This is a genomic window from Roseovarius nubinhibens ISM, from assembly GCF_000152625.1.
GTDB lineage: Bacteria > Pseudomonadota > Alphaproteobacteria > Rhodobacterales > Rhodobacteraceae > Roseovarius > Roseovarius nubinhibens.
In genome coordinates, this window is the sequence record NZ_CH724156.1 from 1,309,896 (window position 1) to 1,332,706 (window position 22,811).

General features: G+C 65.7%; 22 protein-coding genes. 10 read left to right on the forward strand and 12 right to left on the reverse strand.

Going from position 1 to position 22,811, the window contains the following annotated elements; all coding sequences use genetic code 11:
- Window positions 1-85 precede the first annotated feature (85 nt).
- From pnp to rbfA, 8 genes are all read right to left on the reverse strand, one after another.
- Complete coding sequence (pnp, locus tag ISM_RS06330) at window positions 86-2,227, reverse strand: polyribonucleotide nucleotidyltransferase (RefSeq protein ID WP_009813300.1); 2,142 nt, start codon at window positions 2,225-2,227, stop codon at window positions 86-88.
- Window positions 2,228-2,454: 227 nt separating this feature from the next.
- On the reverse strand, window positions 2,455-3,318 hold the full coding sequence (locus tag ISM_RS06335) for a DMT family transporter (protein WP_009813301.1): 864 nt from the start codon (window positions 3,316-3,318) through the stop codon (window positions 2,455-2,457).
- A 129-nt stretch (window positions 3,319-3,447) separates the two neighbouring features.
- A complete protein-coding gene (gene rpsO, locus ISM_RS06340; protein WP_009813302.1) occupies window positions 3,448-3,717 on the reverse strand; it encodes a 30S ribosomal protein S15 in 270 nt (89 codons plus the stop codon).
- A gap of 191 nt (window positions 3,718-3,908) precedes the next feature.
- Window positions 3,909-4,982, reverse strand: a complete 1,074-nt coding sequence (locus ISM_RS06345) for a calcium-binding protein (protein WP_009813303.1) — start codon at window positions 4,980-4,982, stop codon at window positions 3,909-3,911.
- A gap of 116 nt (window positions 4,983-5,098) precedes the next feature.
- Complete coding sequence (locus tag ISM_RS06350) at window positions 5,099-5,641, reverse strand: DUF1643 domain-containing protein (RefSeq protein ID WP_009813304.1); 543 nt, start codon at window positions 5,639-5,641, stop codon at window positions 5,099-5,101.
- Window positions 5,642-5,680: 39 nt separating this feature from the next.
- Window positions 5,681-6,589: a tRNA pseudouridine(55) synthase TruB gene (gene truB / locus ISM_RS06355; RefSeq protein ID WP_009813305.1), complete on the reverse strand. Its 909-nt coding sequence runs from the start codon at window positions 6,587-6,589 to the stop codon at window positions 5,681-5,683.
- Window positions 6,590-6,696: 107 nt separating this feature from the next.
- A complete protein-coding gene (locus tag ISM_RS06360; protein ID WP_040617903.1) occupies window positions 6,697-7,449 on the reverse strand; it encodes a phosphodiester glycosidase family protein in 753 nt (250 codons plus the stop codon).
- Complete coding sequence (rbfA, locus tag ISM_RS06365) at window positions 7,436-7,831, reverse strand: 30S ribosome-binding factor RbfA (RefSeq protein WP_009813307.1); 396 nt, start codon at window positions 7,829-7,831, stop codon at window positions 7,436-7,438. Before rbfA ends, ISM_RS06360 begins: the two co-directional genes overlap by 14 nt.
- 86 nt (window positions 7,832-7,917) lie before the next feature.
- On the opposite strand from rbfA, the gene dapB reads away from it, so the two are divergent.
- Window positions 7,918-8,730 carry a 4-hydroxy-tetrahydrodipicolinate reductase gene (dapB, locus tag ISM_RS06370; protein WP_009813308.1) on the forward strand — a complete coding sequence of 271 codons (813 nt, stop codon included), beginning with the start codon at window positions 7,918-7,920 and terminating at the stop codon, window positions 8,728-8,730.
- A gap of 36 nt (window positions 8,731-8,766) precedes the next feature.
- Here the strand turns inward: dapB and ISM_RS06375 are convergent, their stop codons facing one another.
- The gene (locus ISM_RS06375) at window positions 8,767-8,961 is read right to left on the reverse strand and encodes a DUF1674 domain-containing protein (protein WP_009813309.1); all 195 of its coding nucleotides are present in this window, start codon (window positions 8,959-8,961) and stop codon (window positions 8,767-8,769) included.
- Between the two features lie 66 nt (window positions 8,962-9,027).
- On the opposite strand from ISM_RS06375, the gene ISM_RS06380 reads away from it, so the two are divergent.
- From ISM_RS06380 to ISM_RS06415, 8 genes are all read left to right on the forward strand, one after another.
- Window positions 9,028-10,302, forward strand: coding sequence for an RsmB/NOP family class I SAM-dependent RNA methyltransferase (locus ISM_RS06380; RefSeq protein WP_040617904.1), 1,275 nt, complete (start codon window positions 9,028-9,030; stop codon window positions 10,300-10,302).
- A gap of 74 nt (window positions 10,303-10,376) precedes the next feature.
- Window positions 10,377-11,777: a hypothetical protein gene (locus ISM_RS06385; RefSeq protein WP_040617905.1), complete on the forward strand. Its 1,401-nt coding sequence runs from the start codon at window positions 10,377-10,379 to the stop codon at window positions 11,775-11,777.
- Window positions 11,778-11,935: 158 nt separating this feature from the next.
- Window positions 11,936-13,654, forward strand: a complete 1,719-nt coding sequence (locus tag ISM_RS06390) for a heparinase II/III family protein (protein WP_009813312.1) — start codon at window positions 11,936-11,938, stop codon at window positions 13,652-13,654.
- Window positions 13,655-13,666: 12 nt separating this feature from the next.
- A complete protein-coding gene (gene purH / locus ISM_RS06395; protein ID WP_009813313.1) occupies window positions 13,667-15,262 on the forward strand; it encodes a bifunctional phosphoribosylaminoimidazolecarboxamide formyltransferase/IMP cyclohydrolase in 1,596 nt (531 codons plus the stop codon).
- Between the two features lie 18 nt (window positions 15,263-15,280).
- Window positions 15,281-15,751, forward strand: coding sequence for a signal peptidase II (gene lspA / locus ISM_RS06400; protein ID WP_009813314.1), 471 nt, complete (start codon window positions 15,281-15,283; stop codon window positions 15,749-15,751).
- Window positions 15,752-15,803: 52 nt separating this feature from the next.
- Window positions 15,804-16,325: a DUF3035 domain-containing protein gene (locus ISM_RS06405; RefSeq protein ID WP_009813315.1), complete on the forward strand. Its 522-nt coding sequence runs from the start codon at window positions 15,804-15,806 to the stop codon at window positions 16,323-16,325.
- A 131-nt stretch (window positions 16,326-16,456) separates the two neighbouring features.
- A complete protein-coding gene (locus ISM_RS06410) occupies window positions 16,457-17,830 on the forward strand; it encodes a M16 family metallopeptidase (RefSeq protein ID WP_009813316.1) in 1,374 nt (457 codons plus the stop codon).
- On the forward strand, window positions 17,827-19,146 hold the full coding sequence (locus tag ISM_RS06415) for a M16 family metallopeptidase (protein ID WP_009813317.1): 1,320 nt from the start codon (window positions 17,827-17,829) through the stop codon (window positions 19,144-19,146). The genes ISM_RS06410 and ISM_RS06415 overlap by 4 nt, the downstream gene beginning before the upstream one ends.
- On the opposite strand, the gene ISM_RS06420 is transcribed toward ISM_RS06415, so the two are convergent.
- Window positions 19,143-19,880 (reverse strand): 2-dehydro-3-deoxygalactonokinase, encoded by a 738-nt coding sequence (locus tag ISM_RS06420; protein ID WP_009813318.1) that lies wholly within the window; start codon window positions 19,878-19,880, stop codon window positions 19,143-19,145. The genes ISM_RS06415 and ISM_RS06420 overlap by 4 nt on opposite strands.
- On the reverse strand, window positions 19,877-20,302 hold the full coding sequence (locus tag ISM_RS06425; protein ID WP_009813319.1) for a protein tyrosine phosphatase family protein: 426 nt from the start codon (window positions 20,300-20,302) through the stop codon (window positions 19,877-19,879). Before ISM_RS06425 ends, ISM_RS06420 begins: the two co-directional genes overlap by 4 nt.
- Before the next feature lie 171 nt (window positions 20,303-20,473).
- On the opposite strand from ISM_RS06425, the gene radC reads away from it, so the two are divergent.
- On the forward strand, window positions 20,474-21,226 hold the full coding sequence (gene radC / locus ISM_RS06430) for a RadC family protein (protein WP_009813320.1): 753 nt from the start codon (window positions 20,474-20,476) through the stop codon (window positions 21,224-21,226).
- A gap of 6 nt (window positions 21,227-21,232) precedes the next feature.
- Here radC and ISM_RS06435 read toward each other — a convergent pair whose 3' ends face one another.
- The gene (locus ISM_RS06435; RefSeq protein WP_040617907.1) at window positions 21,233-22,795 is read right to left on the reverse strand and encodes a substrate-binding domain-containing protein; all 1,563 of its coding nucleotides are present in this window, start codon (window positions 22,793-22,795) and stop codon (window positions 21,233-21,235) included.
- Between the last annotated feature and the right edge of the window lie 16 nt (window positions 22,796-22,811).

Genomic DNA, 22,811 nt, shown 5'->3' on the forward strand with positions numbered 1-22,811 from the left:
TGCCCGCATAAAACTGCCGGTTTAGAGACGAAAAAGCCCCGGCATCGCTGCCGGGGCTTTCCTGACTTAGCTGTCCGAAATCGGATCAGGCGTCGTCTTTTTCTTTCTTCTCCGGCGCGATTTCTTCGCCGGTTTCCTGATCGACGACTTTCATCGACAGGCGAACCTTGCCGCGATCGTCAAAGCCGAGCAGCTTGACCTTCACGTCCTGACCTTCTTTGAGAACGTCGGACGGGTGGTTCAGGCGGCGGTTTTCGATCTGGCTCACGTGGACGAGACCGTCACGCTTGCCAAAGAAGTTCACGAAGGCGCCGAAATCGACGATCTTCACGACCTTGCCATCATAAACCTGACCTTCTTCGGGCTCTGCCACGATCGAGTGGATCATGTCATAGGCCTTCTGGATGGCTTCGCCATTGGGCGAGGCGATCTTGATCACGCCGTCATCGTTGATGTCGACCTTGGCACCCGAGGTTTCCACGATCTCGCGGATGACCTTGCCGCCCGAGCCGATCACTTCACGGATCTTGTCGGTGGGGATGTTCATGGTCTCGATGCGGGGCGCGTGAACCGAGAATTCGCTCGCCTCGGTGAGGGCCTTGGACATTTCGCCGAGGATGTGAAGACGACCGTCTTTGGCCTGCGCCAGAGCCTGTTTCATGATCTCGGGCGTGATGCCTGCGACCTTGATGTCCATCTGCAGCGAGGTGATGCCTTTTTCGGTCCCGGCCACTTTGAAATCCATGTCGCCGAGGTGATCCTCGTCGCCAAGAATGTCGGTCAGGATGGCGAAATCGCCGTCATCTTCGAGGATCAGGCCCATGGCCACACCGGCAACCGGCGCCTTGAGCGGAACACCTGCGTCCATCATCGACAGCGAGCCGCCGCAGACAGAAGCCATCGAGGACGAGCCGTTCGATTCGGTGATCTCGGACACGACGCGGATCGTGTAGGGGAAATCGGTCGGGGCGGGCAGCACGGCCTGAAGCGCGCGCCATGCCAGTTTGCCATGGCCGATTTCACGACGGCCCGGAGGGCCCACGCGGCCAGCTTCGCCCACCGAATAGGGGGGGAAGTTGTAATGCAGCAGGAAGTTCGATTTGAACGTGCCATGCAGCGCGTCGATGAATTGCTCATCATCGCCGGTGCCGAGCGTCGTCACCACGAGACCCTGGGTCTCGCCACGGGTGAAGAGGGCCGAACCGTGGGTCCGCGGCAGCAGGCCGGTTTCCGAAACGATCGGGCGCACGGTGGTCGTGTCACGACCGTCGATCCGCTTGCCACCCTTGACCACGTCGCCGCGCAGGATGCTGGCTTCGAGTTTCTTGAGGGCCGAACCGAGGTTCGCATCTTCGAGCTGCTCTTCGGTCAGAGCGGCCTTGATCGCGGTCCGCGCGGCGGCAACAGCGGCGGTGCGCTCTTGCTTGTCGGTGATCGCGAAAGCGGCGCGCATCTCTTTTTCACCGGCGGCTTTGACCGCGGCATAGAGATCCGAGTAATCCGGCGCCTGGAAGTCGAAGGGCTCTTTGGCGGCGACTTCGGCCAGGTCGATGATCAGATCGACGACCGGCTTGAGCTGCTCATGGGCGAAGGTCACGGCGCCGAGCATTTCCTCTTCGGTGAGCTCATAGGCCTCGGATTCGACCATCATCACCGCGTCACGGGTGCCCGCGACAACCAGATCAAGACGCTGATCGGGGTTGCTGCGCAGCTCGTGCATGTCGTCCACGGTCGGGTTCAGGATGTATTCGCCATCCTCGTAACCGACGCGGCAACCGGCGATCGGACCCATGAAGGGCGCGCCCGAGATGGTCAGCGCGGCAGAGGCGGCGATCATCGCAACGATGTCGGGATCGTTGACGAGATCGTGGCTCAGCACGGTGCACATCACCAGAACTTCGTTTTTGAACCCATCCACAAAGAGCGGACGAATCGGGCGGTCGATCAGACGCGCGGTCAGCGTTTCCTTTTCGGTGGGACGCGCTTCGCGTTTGAAGAAGCCACCGGGCACCTTGCCCGCGGCATAGTATTTCTCTTGGTAGTGAACCGTCAGCGGGAAGAAGTCCTGACCCGGCTTCGGCTCTTTGGCGAAGGTCACGTTTGCCATGACGCTGGTTTCGCCCAGCGTGGCAATGACCGAACCGTCAGCCTGACGGGCAACCTTGCCCGTTTCCAGTGTCAGCGTTTCTTCGCCCCACTGGATGGATTTTTTCACTTCGTTGAACATCTATCGTATCCTGTCTGGAGGCGCTCCGGGCCCCTGCCCGGTCCTCCGTTTCAATGGCGGCCCCATTGCCGCCGACCTCAATCATTCCCATGCGCCCGAGGTCAGAGGCGTCACGTCTCAGATGGCCGTGGCCTTACAGGAAATTTGCCCTGTTGGAAAGCAATGATGTGGATAAGCCCAATCTGCGCGGCGCTTGGCGCATTCGGGCGATGGGGGCGCGTGGGCGGTCAGGCGGTGGCGCGCAGCCGCACCGCGAAGAGCGAGCCCAGCCCCGAGGCGAGGATGATCGCGAGCCCGGTGAAGGAGAGCGTATCGGGCCAATCGCCAAAGACCAGCACGCCGAGGGCGGTGGCGGTGATGAGCTGTGAGTAGATCAGCGGCGCGACGATGGTGGCGCTCACCTTGCGGCTCACCAGCACGAGGATGTAATTGCCAAGCGCCGAGCCGACCGCGCTCATCAGGATGAGGCCCGAGAGCGCCGGGGTGAAGCTGGGCCATGGCACGGTGGCCACCACGGGCGAGAGCAGAAGCGCGCCGAGGACCAGCTGTGACAGCAGCAGAAAGCGCGGCCGGTAGTCGCCCGCGATGGCGCGGGTCATCGTCAGGTAGGAGCCGTAGCAACAGCCCGCCAGCAGCGCAAAGCCGAGACCCGGCGTCGCGCCAAAGCCCGGCTTGACCACCAGCATCACGCCGAAAAAGCCGAAGAAGAGCAGGATCGTGCGCATCCGCGAGATGGTCTCGCCCAGAAACAGCACCGCCAGCCCGTAGGAAATGATCGGTCCGATGAAGAAGGCGCCAAAGACATTGGCGATGGGTTCGGTCCGCAGCGCCGTCAGGATCGAACAGATGCCACCGACGATGAAGATCGACCGCAAGACGACGCGCCAATGGAGGAGAAACCGCAGCTCGTGCCGTTGCAGCCCGCTGAACGGCAGGATCAGCGCCGCCCCCAGCGCAAAGCGCGACCAGGCGACAAAGAACGGGTTTTCACCGCCCTGGGTCAGCAATTTGCCCGCAGTGTCCCCGGTGACGACAAAGCTCGTGGCGACAAAGACGAGGGCAGCGACCGAGAAAAGCGCGGCGAGGGGCATGGCAATGGTCCGTAAATACTATGGCCCCGGGCTTAGACCCTGCCCCGGGGCTTGGCAATGCGGATCGCCGAAATGCGAAACGCCCGCTGCAAGAGCGGGCGTTTCTCAGGTCCGGTGGGACCGGAATTCTTAGCGGCGGATGCCGAGGCGTTGGATCAGGTCGCGGTAGCGGCCTTCGTCCTTGCCCTTGAGATAGTCCAGCAGCTTGCGGCGCTGGGCGACCATTTTCAGAAGACCGCGACGACCGTGGTTGTCTTTTTTGTGGGTCTTGAAATGCTCGGTCAGGGTGGTGATCCGCGAGGTCAGGATGGCAACCTGGACTTCGGGCGAACCGGTGTCGCCGTCCTTGGTTGCGAATTCTTTCATCACGCGGGCTTTTTCTTCAACAGTGATCGACATCGGGGTCTCCTTTCAGAGTTGGATGTGAAGGGCACAAGCCGGGATGTCGTCCAGCAGGGTCCTATGGGAGACTCACCGGCGGACCGGAGAGATGGGCGCGTATAGGCCGATTGGCGTAGAAAGAAAAGGGATTTCTTGGGGCTGCCGCGCCGGTTGCGCCCCCCTGTCGCGCCCCCGCCCTGCCCGCCCGGTCAGGCGGCGGGCGGCGTCATCAGCGCGGTGAGCGTGCTCTGCCCGACGAGGCGCAGATGCGACGGGTCGAGCAGCGGCGCGTTATGGACGAGGGCGATCCGTTCGCCATTGAGGGTGATATGCTGGGTGGAGGCGTCTTTTTCGTCCGGCTCGATGGTCAGATCAGGCTCTGTTCCGGCCTGATCGTCGTAAACCACCATGAGCGTGTCTTCGTCTGCGGAGAAGTCGAGGATCTCGGCCTGATGCGCGGCGCTGAGCCAATCGCCAAGCACGATCCGGTCGGCCCCGGTGCCGGCGGTGACGGTATCGCCCTGCCCGGTCAGGATAAGATCATCGCCGCCGCCGCCATTGAGATAGTCGCCATCGGGGGTCTGGCCCTCTTCGGGCTCCAACCCGGAAATCGTGTCATTGCCCCAGCCGCCAAACAGGCTGTCCTGCCCGGCACCGCCCGACAGGATGTCATCGCCCAGCCCGCCGGAGAGCGCATCATCGCCCGCCCCGCCCGAGAGCGTGTCACCGCCCGCGCCGCCATGGAGGCTGTCATCGCCCTCGCCGCCGTCGAGATAGTCGTCATCGCCATGGCCCATGAGCAGGTCACTGCCCGCGCCGCCCGCGAGGCTGTCTGCCCCGCGCCCGCCGTCGAGCCGATCGTCACCGTCGTCGCCGGCGAGCGTGTCCGCGCCATTGGCGCCGATGAGCGTGTCGGCCTCTGCCGCGCCGGTGAGATGGTCATTGCCGTCGCCACCATGGCTCGCGTCGCGCAGATCGCTGCCAGGCAGGCTATCATCCCCGTCGCCGCCCGCCGTGATGCGTTCGCCGGGGGGCGGGGCGTCGGTGATGTCAGAAACAGTCTCTATTTCAGGGGAATTGGCATTTATTTCTTGAGGTGCGGCAGCACTCTCATTCCGAAGCTCGGCCTCCTCCTCGGCGGCATTCGCGGCCTCTTCGGTGTCGAGATCCTCGTCGGGTCTCTCCTCCTCATAGACGAGATCCTCGTCCTCTTGTTCGGTGATGGTCAAAACGGCGGTGGCCCCAATGGCCATCGCGCCCAGCAAACCCGCCAACATCAACATTGCGCACTATCCCCAAAAACCCACTGGCCCAAAAACCCACTGGCCCAAAGAGCCATTACCCCGTGGGGATTGGGCCACACTGCGCGCTGTCGCACAATTGCCGAGTGAACTCTTGGTTAACCTGCGAGGGTGGCGAGCTGCGCCATCTCGTCCGGGCCCCAGATCCGGGGCTGTTCGGCATAGCCGATGTAGAGCGGGTGTTTCGGGTGGCCCGCCTTGGTCAGGCCCAGATGATGCACCGCGCCGCCCGCCTCGGACAAAAGCCGCGCCACAGAAGCACCGCGCGCCAGATGGTCGCCATGGCTGCCCCAGGCGGCGATGACCTGATCCGCCCAAGGCAGGCTGTCGCGGATCGCGACATCGTTTTCGGCCCCCACCGGATCCATGGCGGCGCGCATGGCACGGGGGTCAGTGTCGCGCCAGGCAAAGATATTTGTGACCCTAAAGCTGCCAAATCCAAGCGTGCGCGCCCGCCGTTCGCAGCGTTCGACGGTGGGATCGTTCTGCACCTCGGTCGCGGTCGAGGGGTTGAGCATGATGAAGAGCGCCCGCCGCCCCGTTGCATCCCATTCGCGGGTCAGCATGTAGCGGTAGCGTTCGCAATCGGAATAGATGGCGGTCGAGGGCGCGTCGCCCTTTTGATGGCTGCGGGTGATCATGCGCCATTTCTGCCGAAGCGGAGGGTCAGGCGCAAGGGATCAGCCGACAAAGACGCGACTTGGGTGCAGCTCGCCCGCCTTGTAGACGCCCACGGCGACGGCGCGCCCCTCATGCGAGGCCCAGCATTCATCGCCATATTCCACGTCATTCGCGGCCATCACCATGCCGGGATTGCCATTGCGCAGACGCGCGGCGCCTTCGGCGGTGGCGCGCAGTTCGGGCAGATCGTCGAGGCCGATTTCAAGCGGCAGAAGATGCGCGTCGAGCGCCGGGTCCTTGGCGAGGCGGTCGACCTCGTCGAGGCTGATGCCCTGCGCGACGTCGAAGGGGCCGGACCAGGTGCGCCGCAGCCAGGACACATGGCCGTAGCAGCCCAGCGCCGCGCCAAGATCGCGGGCGATGGAGCGCACATAGCCGCCCTTGCCGCAGACCATCTCAAGCTCGACATGATCGGCATCGGGACGGTCCACGAGGGTCAGCTCTTCGACCCAGAGGGGGCGCGCGGCGATTTCCACGTCCTCGCCATCGCGGGCGAGCTTGTAGGCGCGCTGACCGTCGATCTTGACCGCCGAGAACTTGGGCGGGACCTGCATGATGTCGCCAACAAAGGGCATGAGCGCCTCTTTGATCGCCGCATCATCGGGGCGGGCGTCGCTTTCGGCGATGATCTCGCCCTCGGCATCATCGGTGTTGGTGGCCTGCCCGAGACGCACGACAAAGCGGTAGGCCTTGAGCGCGTCGGTGATATAGGGAACGGTCTTGGTTGCCTCGCCCAGCGCCACGGCGAGCACGCCGGTCGCCTCGGGGTCGAGCGTGCCGGCATGGCCCGCCTTGGAGGCCGCGAGCGCCCAGCGCACCTTGTTGACCACGGCGGTCGAGGTGATGCCGGCGGGTTTGTCCACCACCAGCCAGCCGGAGATGTCGCGCCCCTTGCGTTTGCGTCCCATATGCGTGCCTCTATCGCTGTGATCAGGCTGCGGGGGCTAGCCCAGCCAGCGCGGCCTGTCAATCAATGGGCTTGGGCCGGTTTGGCCTGCCCCGGTTCTGCCCTGGCCTAGTCTGTCGCGTCTTCGACCACGCCGACGATCGGCCCCATGGGAAAGCCGCGATCATGGCGACCGGAGCCCGGCGCATAGAGCCGCGACACCTTGCCGTCGAAATAGAGCGCATTGGGCAGCTTGAGCGTATCGCGAAACAGCGTGCCAAAGGTGTAGAAATTCACCCGCTCGTCCGAGATGGCGAGCACCACGCGCTGCCCGTCGGCGGAGGTGCCGACGCCGTTGCGGACATGCACGCTGTCGCTGTCGGGCAGAAAGCGCGGATGCAGCGCCCCGTCGATCACCAGCATCGGCCCCGATTGCGTGGCATAGCGGCAGTCCGGCGCGGCGGCCTCGAAGGCGAGGCTTTCGATCACATCGGCGCGGCCGTCGCGGATGCAGAACACGCCATTGGGCAGGAGACCGAAATTGCCGGGGCCCTTGGAGGTGATCAGCCGCATCGCCTGCTGGCCCTCTTCGACATAGAGGCCGACGGGGCCGAGGTCATTGTGATACATGCCCGCGTTCATCGCCACGCCGAGCCGCTCGCCCCGGTCGCGCAGCATCTGATCGACGCGCGGGAAACTGCCCAGAACCTCGCCCTCGGGGGTGCTGTGGAAGAGGCGAATCACCTCTGTGCCGGCGTCGATCTCGCAGATGGTGAACTCCGCCCCCTCATGGGTCAGGGCGCGGCAGTCGGCCGCCTGGGCAGAGGCGGGCCAGAGCGCCGCCACGAGGGCGGCCGTGACGAGGGCTCTAGTCCTCGACATCTCGGCGCACGTCGTCCTGATCAAAGAGGCGGCGGGTTTCATCCATCTGATCGAAGGTCTGATCGAGGCGAAAGCGCAGCTCGGGCGCGTATTTCAGCCCCAGCTTGCGGCCAATGATCCGGCGCAATTCGCTTTGATTGCGGGCCAGAAGGCCGACGATCACGTCCTGACCCTTGCCGCCGAGGGGCAGCACATAGGCGGTGGCGATCTTGAGATCGGGCGATGTGCGCACCTCGCCGACTGTCACCGACATGCGGTTCAGTTCGGGATCGTGGATGTCGCCACGCATCAGCACCTCGGACAATGTCCGGCGGATCAATTCGCCGACGCGCAGCTGACGCTGCGACGGGCCGGGACCATCATGAAACTTGTTCTTAGCCATAGGCCTCATCTAAGCCGTTCGCGCCCCTTTGCCAAGGCGGCACGGCGGCGCTATGCAGGGGCCATCGCTTTGAAGGAGGGCGCAGGATGACGGATTTGCCAGGGATCGTGGTGACAGGCGTGTCGGGCCGCATGGGCCAGATGCTCGTCAAGACCATCCGGGAGAGCGGGCGCGCCCGGCTCTGCGGGGCGCTGGAACGGCCGGGCCATGACTGGGTGGGCCAGGATCTTGGCCGTGCCATGGGCGGCGCTGAAAGCGGCGTCATCGTGAGCGACGATGCGCTCGAAGTGCTGGCCACCTGTGACGCGGTGATCGATTTCACCGCCCCCGCCGCCACGGTCGAGTTTGCCGCGCTGGCCGCGCAGGCGCGGATCGTGCATGTGATCGGCACCACCGGCATGACCGAAGAGGACATCGCCAAGGTGGATGCCGCCGCCCATCACGCCACCATCGTGCGCGCCGGCAACATGAGCCTCGGGGTCAACCTGCTGGTACAGCTCACCCGCAAGGTGGCCGCCGCGCTCGACGAGGATTTCGACATCGAGGTGATCGAAGCCCATCACAACCAGAAGGTCGATGCGCCCTCGGGCACGGCCTTGATGCTCGGTCAGGCCGCCGCCGAAGGCCGGGGCGTGTCGCTCGAGGATGTGTCGGACCGGGGCCGCGATGGCATCACCGGGGCGCGCAAGCGGGGCGATATCGGGTTCACCGCCATTCGCGGCGGCGACATCGTGGGCGAGCATGATGTGCTCTTTGCCGCAGCGGGCGAGCGGATCGTGCTGCGTCATATGGCGACGGATCGCGCGATCTTTGCCCGTGGCGCGGTCAAGGCCGCGCTCTGGGGGGTCGGGCGCGGGCCGGGGCATTTCGACATGATGGATGTGCTTGGGCTGAAATAGGGTCTGTTTTTGATCCCTTAACAGCGGCCGTCGCGGTCAGAAATCGACCGCGATGCCCTTTTTCTCCCAATCGCCATAGCGCACCGGTTCGGGACCTTTGCGACCGCCAAGCTCTTTGGGCAGCGGCGCCTCGGCCTCGGCCAGACGGCGGCGTTCCTCGGCCTCGGCCAGCGCGCGCTGGGCGGCGGGGGGCAAATCCTTGCGGTCCGTGGGCTGGCTGTCGTCGCTCATCTTATGCTTCCTTTGGCCTTGTGTGCTTGATATAGGCCAGACTTCCGCAAGAGCCAAGGAGCGCCCATGTCCAGACCTGCCCCCTCTCCCCGGCACAGTGCCGTGTGGATGCTCGACAAGATCACCGGCGAAGGCCGGATGTTGCAGGATCTTCTGGCGGCGGGTGCGGTGGATCGGCTCGACCCGGCGGACCGGGCGCGGGCGCAGCGGCTCACCACCCAGACCCTGCGGGCCATGGAACGGGCGGATCGGCTCATTTCCCGGCATGTGAAGAAGAAACCGCCGCTGACCATCCGCAATATCCTGCGGCTGGCGACGGTCGAGCTCGCCTATGGCGGCGATGCGCATGGTGTGGTGGGCGAGGCGGTGACGCTCGCCGGTGAAGGCCAGCGGTCGCAGAATTACAAGGGTCTCGTCAACGCGGTGCTGCGCAAGATCGCCGAAGAGGCGCCGCGCTCGTGGAACGATCTGCGGGTGCCGCGCCTGCCCGGTTGGCTGCGCGGGCCGCTGCTCGACGCCTATGGGCCGGGGGCGGTCAACGGGATGGAGGCGGCGCATTTCGCGGGCGCGCCGCTCGATTTGACGGCCAAGACGGATGCGGCGGCGCTGGCCGAGGCCACGGGCGGCACGCTCTTGCCCAGCGGCTCGGTCCGGCTGACCGATCCGGGGCAGGTCTCGGCCCTGCCCGGCTATGCCGAGGGCGCGTTCTGGGTGCAGGATGCCGCCGCCGCGATGCCGGTGCGCATATTAGACCCTAAACCGGGCGAAAACGTGCTCGACCTCTGTGCCGCCCCGGGCGGCAAGACCCTGCAAATCGCGGCCAGCGGCGCCAGCGCCACCGCGCTCGACCTGTCGGCGCAGCGGATGCAGCGGGTGCAGGAAAACCTCGAGCGCACCGGGCTTGCGGCGAGTTGCGAGACCGGCGATGCGCTGCGTCACACGGGCGGGCCTTATGATGCGATCCTGCTTGATGCGCCGTGTTCGGCCACCGGCACGCTGCGCCGTCACCCCGACCTGCCCTTTGCCAAGGATGGCTCGGACATCGGGCGGCTCATCACGTTGCAGGGCGAGATGCTCGACCATGCGCTGAGCCTTCTGAAACCCGGTGGGCGGCTGATGTTCTGCACCTGCTCGCTCTTGCCGGACGAGGGCGAATGCCATGTCGAAGAGGCGCTTTTGCGCCACGAAGGCCTGGTGGTGGACCGCGAGGCGCTCGCCCAGCCCGGCATCGACCCGGCCTGGATCACCGAAGAGGGCGGGCTGCGGCTGCGGCCCGATTATTGGGCAGATCAAGGCGGCATGGACGGGTTTTACATGGCGCTGTTGCGCAAACCCGGCTGATCCGGGCGGGGGCCATTGTAATCACCCGCGATCCGCGCAACGGTGCGGGCGATAGCTCTCTGGTCGATTTTCAGATGCCCCTTTCACACCGCCTTTCCCCCGCCACCGGCCTCGCTTTGCTGCTGGTCTGTGCCGCTGTGCTGATTCGCGAATGGCTCGGCGAGGGGGTGCTGGGGCTGCTGCCCGTCATTCTGACCGCGCTGTTGCTGGCGCTGCTGACGCTACAAGTGCGCAAGGGGCGACAGGTTTTCGTGGCAATTGGCCTGTGTTTGACCCTGATTTTGGCGCTGAGCGACGACAATTGGCGCGCCACGGTCCTCAAAGGGCTTGGCACGGCCGGGTTTATCGCGGCGTTTTTCACGGCGCTGGCGTCCTTGCGCAGCGCGGCGGGCAGTTCGGCCTCGATGTCGCGGGCGGGGCGGTTTCTGGCGCAACAGCCGCCGGGGCGGCGCTATCTCGCGCTGACCCTTGGCGGGCAGCTTTTCGCGCTGGTGCTCAACTATGGCTCTATCGCGCTGCTGGGCGGGCTGGCGAGCGATGCCGCCGAGGCAGAGCCCGATGCCGAGATCCGCGGCCACAGGCGGCGGCGCATGCTCTTGGCCATTCAGCGGGCGTTCGTGTCGATGCTCACCTGGTCGCCGCTGTCCTTTAGCATCGCGGTGTCCATCGCGCTCATCCCCGGGGCGACATGGCCGGATGTGGTGCTGCCGGGCATTGTCTCGTCGCTGCTGATGGCGGGGACGGGTTGGGCGCTCGACACGATCTTTCGCCCCCGGCTCAACCAGCCGCGCCCGGCCTTTCGCCCGCCCGAGGGCAATTGGAGGCTGCTGACGCCACTGTTCATCCTGCTCGGGCTGCTGGTGATCGCGGTGGTTCTGCTCACGTGGCTCACCGGCATTCGCGTGGTCGGCATCGTCTTGCTGGTCGTGCCGCTGCTGGCGGTGGCCTGGGTCCTGTTGCAGCGGCGCGAAGACCCGACGGCGGCGAGCCTCGGCCAGCGCAGCCGCAGGTTCTTTTGGACCGAGATGGCGGGCTATCATGGCGAGCTCACGCTGTTGATGATGGCAGGCTATATCGGCACGGTGGGCGCGCCGATCCTCACGCCGCTGTTGCTGGCCTCGGGGCTCGATCCGCTGGGGCTGCCGGTCTGGGCGATCCTGCTTTGCATCATCTGGATCATCCCGGCGCTCGGGCAGCTTGGCATGAACCCGATCCTCGCGGTGACACTTTTGGCGCCGATGGTGCCGAGCGCGGCGGCGATGGGCCTCAGCCCGGCGGCAATCATCGTGGCGATCACCGCGGGCTGGGCGCTCAGCGGGGCAAGCTCGCCCTTTACCGCGACGACGCTGCTCATCGGGTCTTTCGCCAATATCAGCGCGGCGCGGGTCGGCCTCGTCTGGAACGGGGCGTTCACCCTTACGGCGGGGGCTGTGATGAGCCTCTGGGTGCTGATCCACGCGCTCTGGCTCGGCTAGGGCGGACGGGGAAAATCCGACACACTCGGCCCGGCCTAAAGCGGTGACTTGGCAGAAAGCCTCATGTATGGTCGGGGCGGAACACGCGCCAGCAAGAGCGCCACGAGGCAAGGTAGATGTGGACTTCTCATATGATTTCCGCGCGTTGGGCGCTCTTGATGGACCGGATCGCGGCGCGGCGGGCCACGATGTCGCGCCCAGCCACCGCCTTTCTGTCCCAGCCTGAACCGCGCACCATCGGCAGCTTTGCCCGGGGGCGGCAGCTCTGTGCCGGGAATTTCCTCTTTGCCGGACAGCTTGTGCAGGCCGAGGGCAAGAGCATCTGGCAGATCACCCCGCCGGACCGCGCCTTTGCCGCCGAGTTGCACGGCTTTGCCTGGCTCGACGATCTGGCGGCGGTGGGCGATGGCCCGGCGCGCAAGACGGCGCAGGCGTGGATTGCGGAATGGATCGCGCGCTATGGCGCGGGGCGCGGGCCGGGCTGGACCGCCGATCTGGCGGGGCGGCGGCTCATCCGCTGGATCAGCCATGCCTTTCTCATCATGCGCGGGCAGGAGGCGGAGGCCACCGATGCCTTTATGCTGTCGCTGGCGCAGCAATCGCATTTCCTCGGGCGGCGCTGGCAGGCAGCACGGCCCGGGCTGCCCCGGATCGAGGCGCTGACCGGGCTGATCTATGCCGGGCTGTCGCTGGAGGGGATGCGCGATTACGTCGGGCCGGCCAATGCGGCGTTGGCACGGGAATGCGATGCGACGATCTCTCCCGATGGCCTGTTGGCGTCGCGCAATCCCGAGGATCTTCTCGATATTTTCACCCTGCTCACTTGGGCCGAAATGGCGCTGAGCGAAGCCGAAGTGCCACCGAGCCCGGCGCTGCAGGGCGCGATTGAGCGGATCGCGCCGATCCTGCGCAGCCTGCGCCATGCCGATGGCGGGCTGGCGCGATTTCATGGCGGCGGGCGCGGCCTCGAAGGGCGGCTTGATGCGGCGCTGGCGGCGAGCGGCATCAAGGCAGCCGCGCCGGGCGGCATGGCGATGGGCTATACGCGGCTCAATGCCGGGCGGACCACGATCATCACCGACACCGCGCCACCGCCTCTGGGGGCGGTGGCGGGCGATGCCCATGCCTCGACCCTCGCCTTCGAGATCACCTCGGGGCGGCGGCCTCTCATCGTGAACTGCGGCTCGGGCAAGAGCTTTGGCCCGGAATGGCGGCGGGCGGGACGGGCGACGCCATCGCATTCGACGCTGGTTCTGGCGGGGGATTCGAGCGCCCGGCTCGGGCCGTCGGGTCCCACCGAAGACTGGCTCGTCTCTGGGCCGCGCGATGTGCCGGTGCAGACCCGACGGGCCAGCGACGGTCTGCGGCTCGAGGCGGCGCATGATGGCTATGTCAGCCGCTTTGGCCTCACCCATGCGCGCAGCATCGACATGACCTTTGATGGCCGTGGCGTGGCGGGCGAGGACATGCTGCTGGCGCTCGACGACAGCGATCAGCGGCGGTTCGATGCGGCGCTCGATGCCACGACGCTCGACGGGATACGGTTCGACATCCGCTTTCACCTGCACCCGGATGTCGATGCGACGCTCGATATGGGGGGCAATGCGGTGTCGCTGGCGCTGCGCAGTGGCGAAATCTGGGTGTTTCGCAGCGAAGGACGCGGCGAAATGCGGCTTGATCCCAGCGTTTACCTAGAAAAAACGCGATTACGGCCCCGTGCGACCAAACAGATTGTTCTATCCGGGCGCGCAATAGAGTATGCGACCCGCATCAGGTGGTCTTTGGCCAAGGCGCAGGAAACCCCCGTCGGCATTCGCGATCTCGAACCCGACGATGCGTTCGCGCCCGAGGCCGAGCCCACGGAACACACAGACTAGGATTTGCTGCCCATGCCCTCTGCCTCGCTTGCGCCCGTCAAACGCGCCCTTCTTTCGGTTTCCGACAAGACCGGTCTCATTGAACTGGGCCAGGCCCTCGCGGGGCTTGGGGTCGAACTTCTGAGCACCGGGGGCAGTGCCAAGGCGCTGCGCGAGGCGGGGCTTGAAGTGCGCGACGTGGCCGATGTCACGGGCTTTCCCGAGATGATGGATGGCCGGGTCAAGACGCTGCACCCGATGGTGCATGGCGGTCTGCTGGCGCTGCGCGACAATGCCGATCACCTCAAGGCGATGGACGAGCATGGCATCGGCGGGATCGATCTTTTGGTGGTCAATCTCTACCCGTTCGAAGAAACCGTCGCCAAGGGCGCGGATTACGAGACCTGCATCGAAAACATCGACATTGGCGGCCCGGCGATGATCCGTGCGGCGGCCAAGAACCACGGCTTTGTCACCACCATCGTCGATGTCGAGGATTACGACGCGCTGCTGGCCGAGCTGCGCGGCAATGACGGGGCGACGACGCTCGCCTTCCGGCAGAAGATGGCGATGACCGCCTATGCGCGCACCGGGGCCTATGACGCCGCCGTCTCGGGCTGGATGGCCGATCAGCAGGGCGACACCGCGCCGCGCCGCCGCGCCGTGGCCGGCACGCTCGCGCAGGAACTGCGCTATGGCGAGAACCCGCATCAGCAGGCGGCGTTTTATGTCGATGGCTCGAACCGTCCCGGCGTCGCCACCGCCCAGCAACATCAGGGCAAAGAGCTCAGCTACAACAACATCAACGACACCGACGCGGCCTTTGAGCTGGTGAGCGAATTTGACCCGGCGCAAGGCCCGGCCTGCGCGATCATCAAACATGCCAACCCCTGTGGCGTGGCGCGGGGCGCGACGCTCAAAGAGGCCTATGGCCGCGCCTTTGATTGTGACCGCACCAGCGCCTTTGGCGGCATCATCGCCCTCAACCAGCCGCTCGACGGGGCCACCGCCGAAGAGATCGTGCAGATCTTTACCGAGGTGGTGATCGCGCCCGGCGCCGATGACGACGCCCGCCGGGTCTTTGCCGCCAAGAAGAACCTGCGCCTGCTGACCACCCAGGCGCTCGCCGATCCGGCGGCGGCGGCCCGCACCATCCGTCAGGTCTCGGGCGGATACCTTGTGCAGGACAAGGACAATGGCGTGATCACCCGTGACGATCTCAAGGTGGTGACCAAACGCGCGCCCTCCGAGCAGGAGCTCGAGGATATGCTCTTTGCCTGGAAAGTGGCGAAACACGTCAAGTCGAACGCCATCGTCTATGTCAAGGACGGCGCCACCGTCGGCGTCGGTGCGGGCCAGATGAGCCGCGTCGACAGCTGCCGCATCGCCGCCCGCAAGGCCGAGGACATGGCCGAGGCGCTCGGGCTCGACGCGCCGCTGACCCGCGGTTCGGTCGTGGCATCGGATGCGTTCTTTCCCTTTGCCGACGGTCTGCTGACCGCGGCCGAGGCCGGGGCCACCGCCGTCATCCATCCCGGCGGCTCGATGCGCGACGACGAGGTGATCGCCGCCGCCGATGAGGCCGGGCTTGCCGTGGTGCTCACCGGTATGCGCCATTTCCGTCACTGACACCCAAGCGAGGACGCCATGCGGATAGTTTTCTGGGCCGGGCTGGCCACGTTTTTGATCGACCAGATCAGCAAATATATCGTCGTGCACGCGATGAACCTGCGCGAAATCGGGTCGATCGACATCTGGCCGCCGCTGCTCAATTTCCGCATGGCGTGGAATTACGGCATCAACTTTGGCTTTCTGTCGGGGGACTCGGCCCTCACGCGCTGGGTGCTGATTGCCGTGGCGCTGATCATTTCCGCCTCGGTTCTGTGGTGGGTGCGCAGCGATCCGGCGGGCAAGTGGCAGAAAATCGCCGCCGGTCTGCTCATTGGCGGGGCGCTCGGCAATGTGATCGACCGGCTGCGCTATGGGGCGGTTGCGGACTTTCTCAACATGTCCTGCTGCGGCTTTGACAACCCTTATGCGTTCAATGTCGCAGATATCGGGGTCTTTGCGGGGGCCATCGGGGTGGTGATCTTTTCCAATAGCGAAAAGCCTGCGTGACGCGCCGCCCTCGATGCGCTAGAACATGGGCCAAACTGGCTGGAGGCACCTAATGCGCAAGTCGCATGTCATCATTCTTCTGACCGCCCTGACGGTGGCGCTTGGCGGCTGCGCCAAACGCGGCGAAGCGCCCAAGCTTGCGCATTTCAAGAAGACCGGCAACGGCCCGGATGAGTTTACCGTGCTGCCCACCCATCCGCTGCAGACGCCGACCAGCTATAACGCCCTGCCCGCCCCGACGCCGGGCGGTGTGAACCTTGTCGACCAAAACCCCGAGGCCGATGGCATCGCGGCGCTGGGCGGCAATGCCGCCGCGCTCAACAGCACCTCGGCCGCCGAGGCCAACCTGATCAACCATGCCCGCCGCGAGGGTGCGACCCCGGACATCCGCCAGACCCTGCGGACCGAGGACAATGACCGCCGCCGCCGCTATGGCCGGGTCAATATCTTCCGTCTCGGGCCGATCGACGATTACACCGCCGCCTACAAGCGTCAGTGGCTCGATGCCGATGCCGAGAAACAGCGGCTCGAGCGTCGCGGCATCGCGACCCCCTCTGCCCCGCCGGCAGAGTAACGCGCCCCACCATCCAGAGTGTTGCCAGCCACACCCCCTGAGCTCATCACGGCTTTGTCAGGGCGGTTGAAGCCTGCGCGAAAGACCGTATCTATCGGGGAGCACGCGAGCAGCACCCCCAGGGAGAGCCTATGCACAACCGTATCACCGCCATTCTGGCCCTTGTCGCCGGGCTTGGCCTGACCAGCCCGGCCTGGGCCCAGTCAGACACCGCCATCGACGCCGCGGGCGAGGCCGATCAGGTCAGCCATTTCACCCTTGATAACGGCATGGATGTGGTCGTCGTCGAAGATCACCGCGCCCCGGTCGTCGTACAGATGATCTGGTATCGCGCCGGATCGGCGGATGAGAAACCCGGCGCCTCGGGCGTCGCGCATTTCCTCGAACATCTGCTGTTCAAAGGCACCGAAACCCTCGCGCCGGGCGAATTTTCCGCCACCGTGGCGCGCAATGGCGGCTCGGACAATGCCTTTACCAGCTATGATTACACCGCCTATTTTCAGCGCATCGCCGCCGACCGGCTCGAGCTCATGATGCGGATGGAGGCGGACCGGATGGTCAATCTGCAGCTCAGCGAGGCCGATATCGCCACCGAGCGCGACGTGATCATCGAAGAGCGCAACCAGCGGGTCGAGAACGATCCCGGCGCGCTCTTCCGCGAACAGCGCAACGCGGCGCAATATCTCAACCATCGCTATGGCGTGCCGATCATCGGCTGGCGTCATGAGATGGAGGCATTGGGCCTCGCCGAGGCGCTCGACTATTACGAGACGCATTATGCGCCCAACAACGCCATTCTCGTGGTGGCGGGCGATGTCGAACCGGACGAGGTGCGCCAGCTGGCCGAGACCTATTATGGCGTGATCCCCGCCAATCCCGACCTGCCAGACCGCGCCCGCCCGCAAGAGCCGCCGCAGACCTCGGCCCGGCGTCTGGTGATGTCTGATCCGCGCGTCGCGCAACCCTATGTCACGCGCTCCTATCTCGCGCCCGAACGCGACCCCGGTGCGCAGGAAGAGGCCGCCGCGCTGACGCTTCTGGCCGAGCTTCTCGGCGGTGGCATCACCTCGGTGATGTCGCAAAAGCTCCAGTTCGACGAGAAGATCGCCGTGCAGAGCGGTGCCTGGTACAGCGGCACGAGCCGTGATGACGCGACGCTCAACCTGTCGGTGGTGCCGGTGGATGGGGTGAGCCTCGAAGAGGCCGAGGCCGCCATGGACCGGGTCATTGCCGAGTTTCTCGAGACCGGTGTCGACGAGGCCCAGCTCGCCCGGCTCAAGACCCAGCTGCGCGCCGCGCGCATCTATGCCCGCGACGATGTCGGCGCGATTGCCAACCGCTATGGCCGGGCGCTTGCCGTCGGGCTGAGCATCGAAGACGTCCAGGCCTGGCCCGCGCTGCTCGATGCGGTGACGCCGGATCAGATCATGCAGGCCGCGCGCAAGGTCTTTGACGACAGGACATCGGTCACCGGCTGGCTGACCCAAACGGAGGTTTCCCAATGATCCGCGCCGCGCTTGTTGCCATCGGCCTCTTGGCCGCCCTGCCCGCCCGGGCCGAGGTTGAGATTCAAGAGATCACCACCCCCGGCGGCATCACCGCCTGGCTGGTCGAAGAGAATTCCAACCCCTTCGTGGCGCTCGAGCTGCGGTTTCGCGGCGGCACCTCTCTGGATACGCCCGAGACCCTCGGCGCGGTGTCTTTGATGACCCACACGCTCGAAGAGGGGGCGGGTGACATGGATGCCAATGCCTTTGCCACCCGCAGCGAAGAGCTCGCCGCCTCGTTCAGCTATAATGTCTATGACGATGTGCTGAGCGTTTCGGCCAAGTTCCTCACCGAGAACCGCGATGAGGCGGTCACCCATCTGCGCGAAAGCCTGGTAAACCCGCGCTTTGACCAAGACGCGGTGGACCGGGTGCGCGGCCAGATGCTGTCGATCATTCAAAGCGACGCCAAGGACCCCAATGCCCAGGCCGGGCGGGCGCTCGATCAGCTGATCTTTGGCGATCACCCCTATGCCAATAGCGGCGATGGCACGCTCGAGACCGTGACGGCGCTGACCCGCGAGGATGTGCTCGCCGCGCATAAGGCCGCGATTGCCCGTGACAGGCTCTATGTCAGCGCGGTGGGTGATATCACCGCAGACGAGCTGTCGGCGCTGCTCGACCGGCTTCTCGGCGATCTGCCGGAGACCGGTGCGCCGCTGCCCGGCCGGGCCGAGCTCAACCTGCCCGGCGGCACCCATGTGACGCCCTTTGCCACGCCGCAATCGGTGGCCGTCTTTGCCCAGCCGGGCATCGACCGCGATCACGAGGATTTCTTTGCGGCCTATCTGCTCAACCATATTCTCGGCGGCGGCGGGTTCGAAAGCCGGCTGATGACCGAGGTGCGCGAGAAACGCGGGCTGACCTATGGCGTCTATGCCTATCTCGCCAACAAGGACAATGCCGATCTCTGGGCCGGATCCGTGGCCTCGGCCAATGACCGTATCGCAGAGGCGATCGAGGTGATCCGGGACCAATGGGCGCGGGTGCAGACCGAGGGTGTTACTCAGGCCGAGCTCGACGATGCCAAGACCTATCTCACCGGGGCCTATCCGCTGCGCTTTGACGGCAATGGCCCGATTGCCAATATCGCGGTCGGGATGCAGATGGACGATCTGCCCACCGATTATATCGCGACCCGCAATGACAAGGTGATGGCGGTGACGCTCGAGGATGTGAACCGCGTGGCGCGCGACTATCTCGATCCTGACAAGCTCACCTTTGTGGTGGTCGGCCAGCCCGATGGGCTGATGCCCGACACGGCCGCGAATTAACCGGCCTCGGCCAGACCCAGACGCTGTGCCAGCGCCGCGAGGCCCTGGCGCAGCGCCGCCTCTGGCGCGTCGCGCTCGACCGGGACACCCTGCGCCTGCAGCGCCTCGGCATAGGCATCGCCCTCGGCCCCGCCCAAGACGATCACCGCCTGACCGAGCCAATAGGGCCGCAACGCCGCCAATTCCGCCCCGATCAGCGCGCCCGTGACATCCGCCGCAGCGCCCGCCATCTCGGCCCGGCGCAGATGCAGCGCGATCTTTTCCGGCCGGGCCAGCGCATCCTCGACCGCCGCTGGCGCGGCCTCTGCCGCCCCGCCCAGCGCCGCGATGAGCCGCGCGGTGACGCTGCCTTGAAAACTGACGATCTCTTCGGCGCTGATCTGCAGCCAATGGGTCACATCGCGCCCGGCGTGACAGATCACCCCGTCCCAATGGTTGCGCGTCGACACCACACCCGCCGCTGCGAGCCGCGCCCAGCCCGAAAGCCGGTCGAGCGGCGCCTCTTGCACCATATCGCCCAGCGCCGCGCCACTGTCGGGCAAGAGCGCGGCAGGGACCTTGTCCTGCCCCGCGCCGATGCGGATCAACCGGCTGTCCCCCTCGGCCTTGAGCGCGCGCAGAACCGCCGACTCATCGGCCTCGGTGGCCTCGGCCAGGATCTCGGACCCGCGCAGCCGATAGCCGCGCCATCCCGCCGCGTCAAAGGGTCCAAGAGCCAGCCAGTCGGCGCTCATGCGCCTTGCATGCTCTGCAATTGAGAGATGATGCCACGCATGTCATAACCCGCCTGTTCGGTGCGCTCGACGATCTCCACCGGGTCGAGCCGGTCGAAATTGGCGATGGTCCAGAGCATCGTGCAGCGCGTGCCGCTGCGGCAATAGGCGAGGATCGGCCCCGGCAGCTGATCGAGGGCCTGCCGGAACCGGTCCGCCGCCTCTTCGGTGACAACGCCCGAGACGATCGGCAGCATGAGAAACTCCATCCCGGCCTTGCGGGCCTCGGCCTCGACATCGCAATGGTCGCATTGACCGTATTCTTCATTGTCGGGACGGTTGCAGATGATGCTGCGATAGCCGGATTTGGCAATCTCGGCCACGTCCTCGGGCAGAATTTGCGGGGCAACGGCGAAATCATCGGTGATCTTGCGCAGATCCATCTTTGGCTCCTTGGCTGATTGCCACGTGTATGCGCCGATTTTTGCACAACTTTCAATCACCAAGCCATATCCCGGCAAAACAACGCCGGATGTGCCTGATCTCATGGGATTTTCCGGGGCGCACCATCGCCCTTAACCACGCGTTAACCGTGGCCGCGGAAACTCATCCGCATGACCCGCGCAAATGGATTCGCCGATGCCTGCCTGCCGCTTTTCGCGGCGGGCGAGCCTGTGCCGGGCGACGGCCGCCTGCCCTCCTATATCCGCGACCACCGGCAGCGGCTGCGCGAGCGGTTCATGCAGGGCGGGGCGGCGGCGCTGCCGGATTACGAATTGCTCGAACTGCTGCTCTTTCGGGCCATCCCGCGCCGCGATGTGAAACCGCTGGCGCGCGCGCTGCTCGACATGTTCGGCGATTTCAACGGGGTGATTTCCGCCCCGCCCGAGCGGCTCGGCGCCCTGCCCGGCGTCGGCCCTGCCGTGATCTGCGAACTCAAGCTTGTCGAGGCCGCGGCGCATCGGCTGGCCCGGGCGCGGGTGCTGCATCGGCCAGTGATGTCGGGCTGGGACGCGCTGCTCGACTATTGCCGGACCAGCATGGCGCATCGCGACACCGAACAGTTTCGCATTTTCTTTCTCGACACGAAAAACACGCTCATCGCCGATGAGGATCAGGCGCGCGGCACGGTCGATCACGTGCCGGTCTATCCGCGCGAGGTGGTGAAACGGGCGCTGGCCCTCAACGCGACCGCGCTCATCCTCGTGCACAATCACCCCTCCGGCGATCCCACCCCAAGCCAGAGCGACATTGCCATGACCGCGCAGATTGCCCAGGCCGCCGGCAGCCTCGGCATCACGCTTCATGATCACATCATCATCGGCAAATCGCGCGAGCTGAGCTTTCGCGCCGAAGGTCTGCTCTAGCCGCCGCTAGCGCACCCAGACCTCGACCCGGCGGTTGGCGCGACGGCCCCATTCGCTATCGTCACAGGCCATCGGCATCGCCTCGCCAAAGGCCTGGGTTTCGATGCGCAGCCGCGACAGGTTGGCGGTCTCTGCCGCTGCAACAACCGCCTCGCGCACCGCCGCCGCCCGTTTGCGGGCGATCTGCCGATTGGGCCCCGCCGGGCCATCGCCATCGGAAAAGCCCACGAAAACCAGCCGCCGCGTGTCATAGAGCCCCCGCTCGAGCGCCTGCGCCAGCTGGGTCACGTTGGACCGCGACTGCGCATCGAGCCGGGCCGAGCCCGGTTCGAACCGAAAGGTGGTGGTGAGCCGTTTGAGCGGTGTCAGCACCCGCACCATCTGTTGCAGATCCTCAAGGCTCACGTCTTCGCCCGCGCGCAGCACCGCATTGGCGAAGCGATCCCCTTGCGCATCAATGGCGATCTCTTCCGGGAGCTGATCGACATAGCCCGCCCGCCGGATCACCAGCTGCGCCGCTGGGCTGCGGGTATAAGCGAGGAATTCGCGCACCAGACGCGGAAAGCGCCGCGCCGGGCTATAGAGAAACACCGGCGCGGTGAGCGGGTAATCCTCGGTCTTGACCGCGCGCCTTGTGGCCGTCGTCTCGAACCCGCATTCGCCGGTGAGCGCCAGCTCGCGCAAGGTCGCCTTGTCGGTGCGGCTGCCGATGCCGAGGGCAAAGGGATCGCGGCTGACGCTATGGACGAGCGTGGTGAGGGACGGGTGACGCCGCGCCTCGGCGGCAAATGCGCGGGTCTCCCCCAGAAGCATCCGGTCCTCGGTCGCCTGTCCCAGCCCGGTCTCGGCCGCCAGCAGATGCACCGCAATGGGCGCGTCCGGCCCGCCGAGATCCTGCCAATTGTCGATCTCGCCCGCCAGAACGCTGGCAAGCTGGGTCGTGGTGATGCTGCGCACCGGGTTGTCCGGCGTCACCAGCGGCACCAGCGCATCAAGCGCCAGCACCCGGCTGCGCCGCCGGTCGGTGAGATCGCCGATCCCCGCATCCTCGGCCAGCCGCGCCTCATCGGGGCGCAGCTCGCGCAGGCTCATCACGATATCGGCCTCATTGGCCAGAAGATCGGCAAAGCCTTCGTCGGAATTGGTCAGGTGGAAATGAAACCGCCCGCGCAGCGCGCCGGTCTGGCGGTCCTCAAAGCGATAGATCGCCCGATGCCCATCCGCCCCATCGACGCGGGTGACGTCATAGCCCTCTTTCTGGCCAAAGGCCGCCATCAGCGCCGGCAGCAACAGCCGGCCCACCGCGGGCGCGCCGGAAAACCGCACCTCGGCCACGAAATTCGTCAGGTCCGGACAGCCCGGCCCCTCGCAGAGCACCCCAGAGCCATCGACCGTCAATTCGCCATAGATCGTATCGACGCGATAGAACTCGCCATCGAAGCCAAGAAGATTGCCGGAAATTTCAACCGCGCCATCGCGCGAGGTCAATGTCACATCCTGTGCCGCGCCCGGTTGGGCCGTGACACATACAAAAAGTGCGGCGAGGATCGCCGCACAGAACCTTGTCATGGGTATGCCCCCGGGT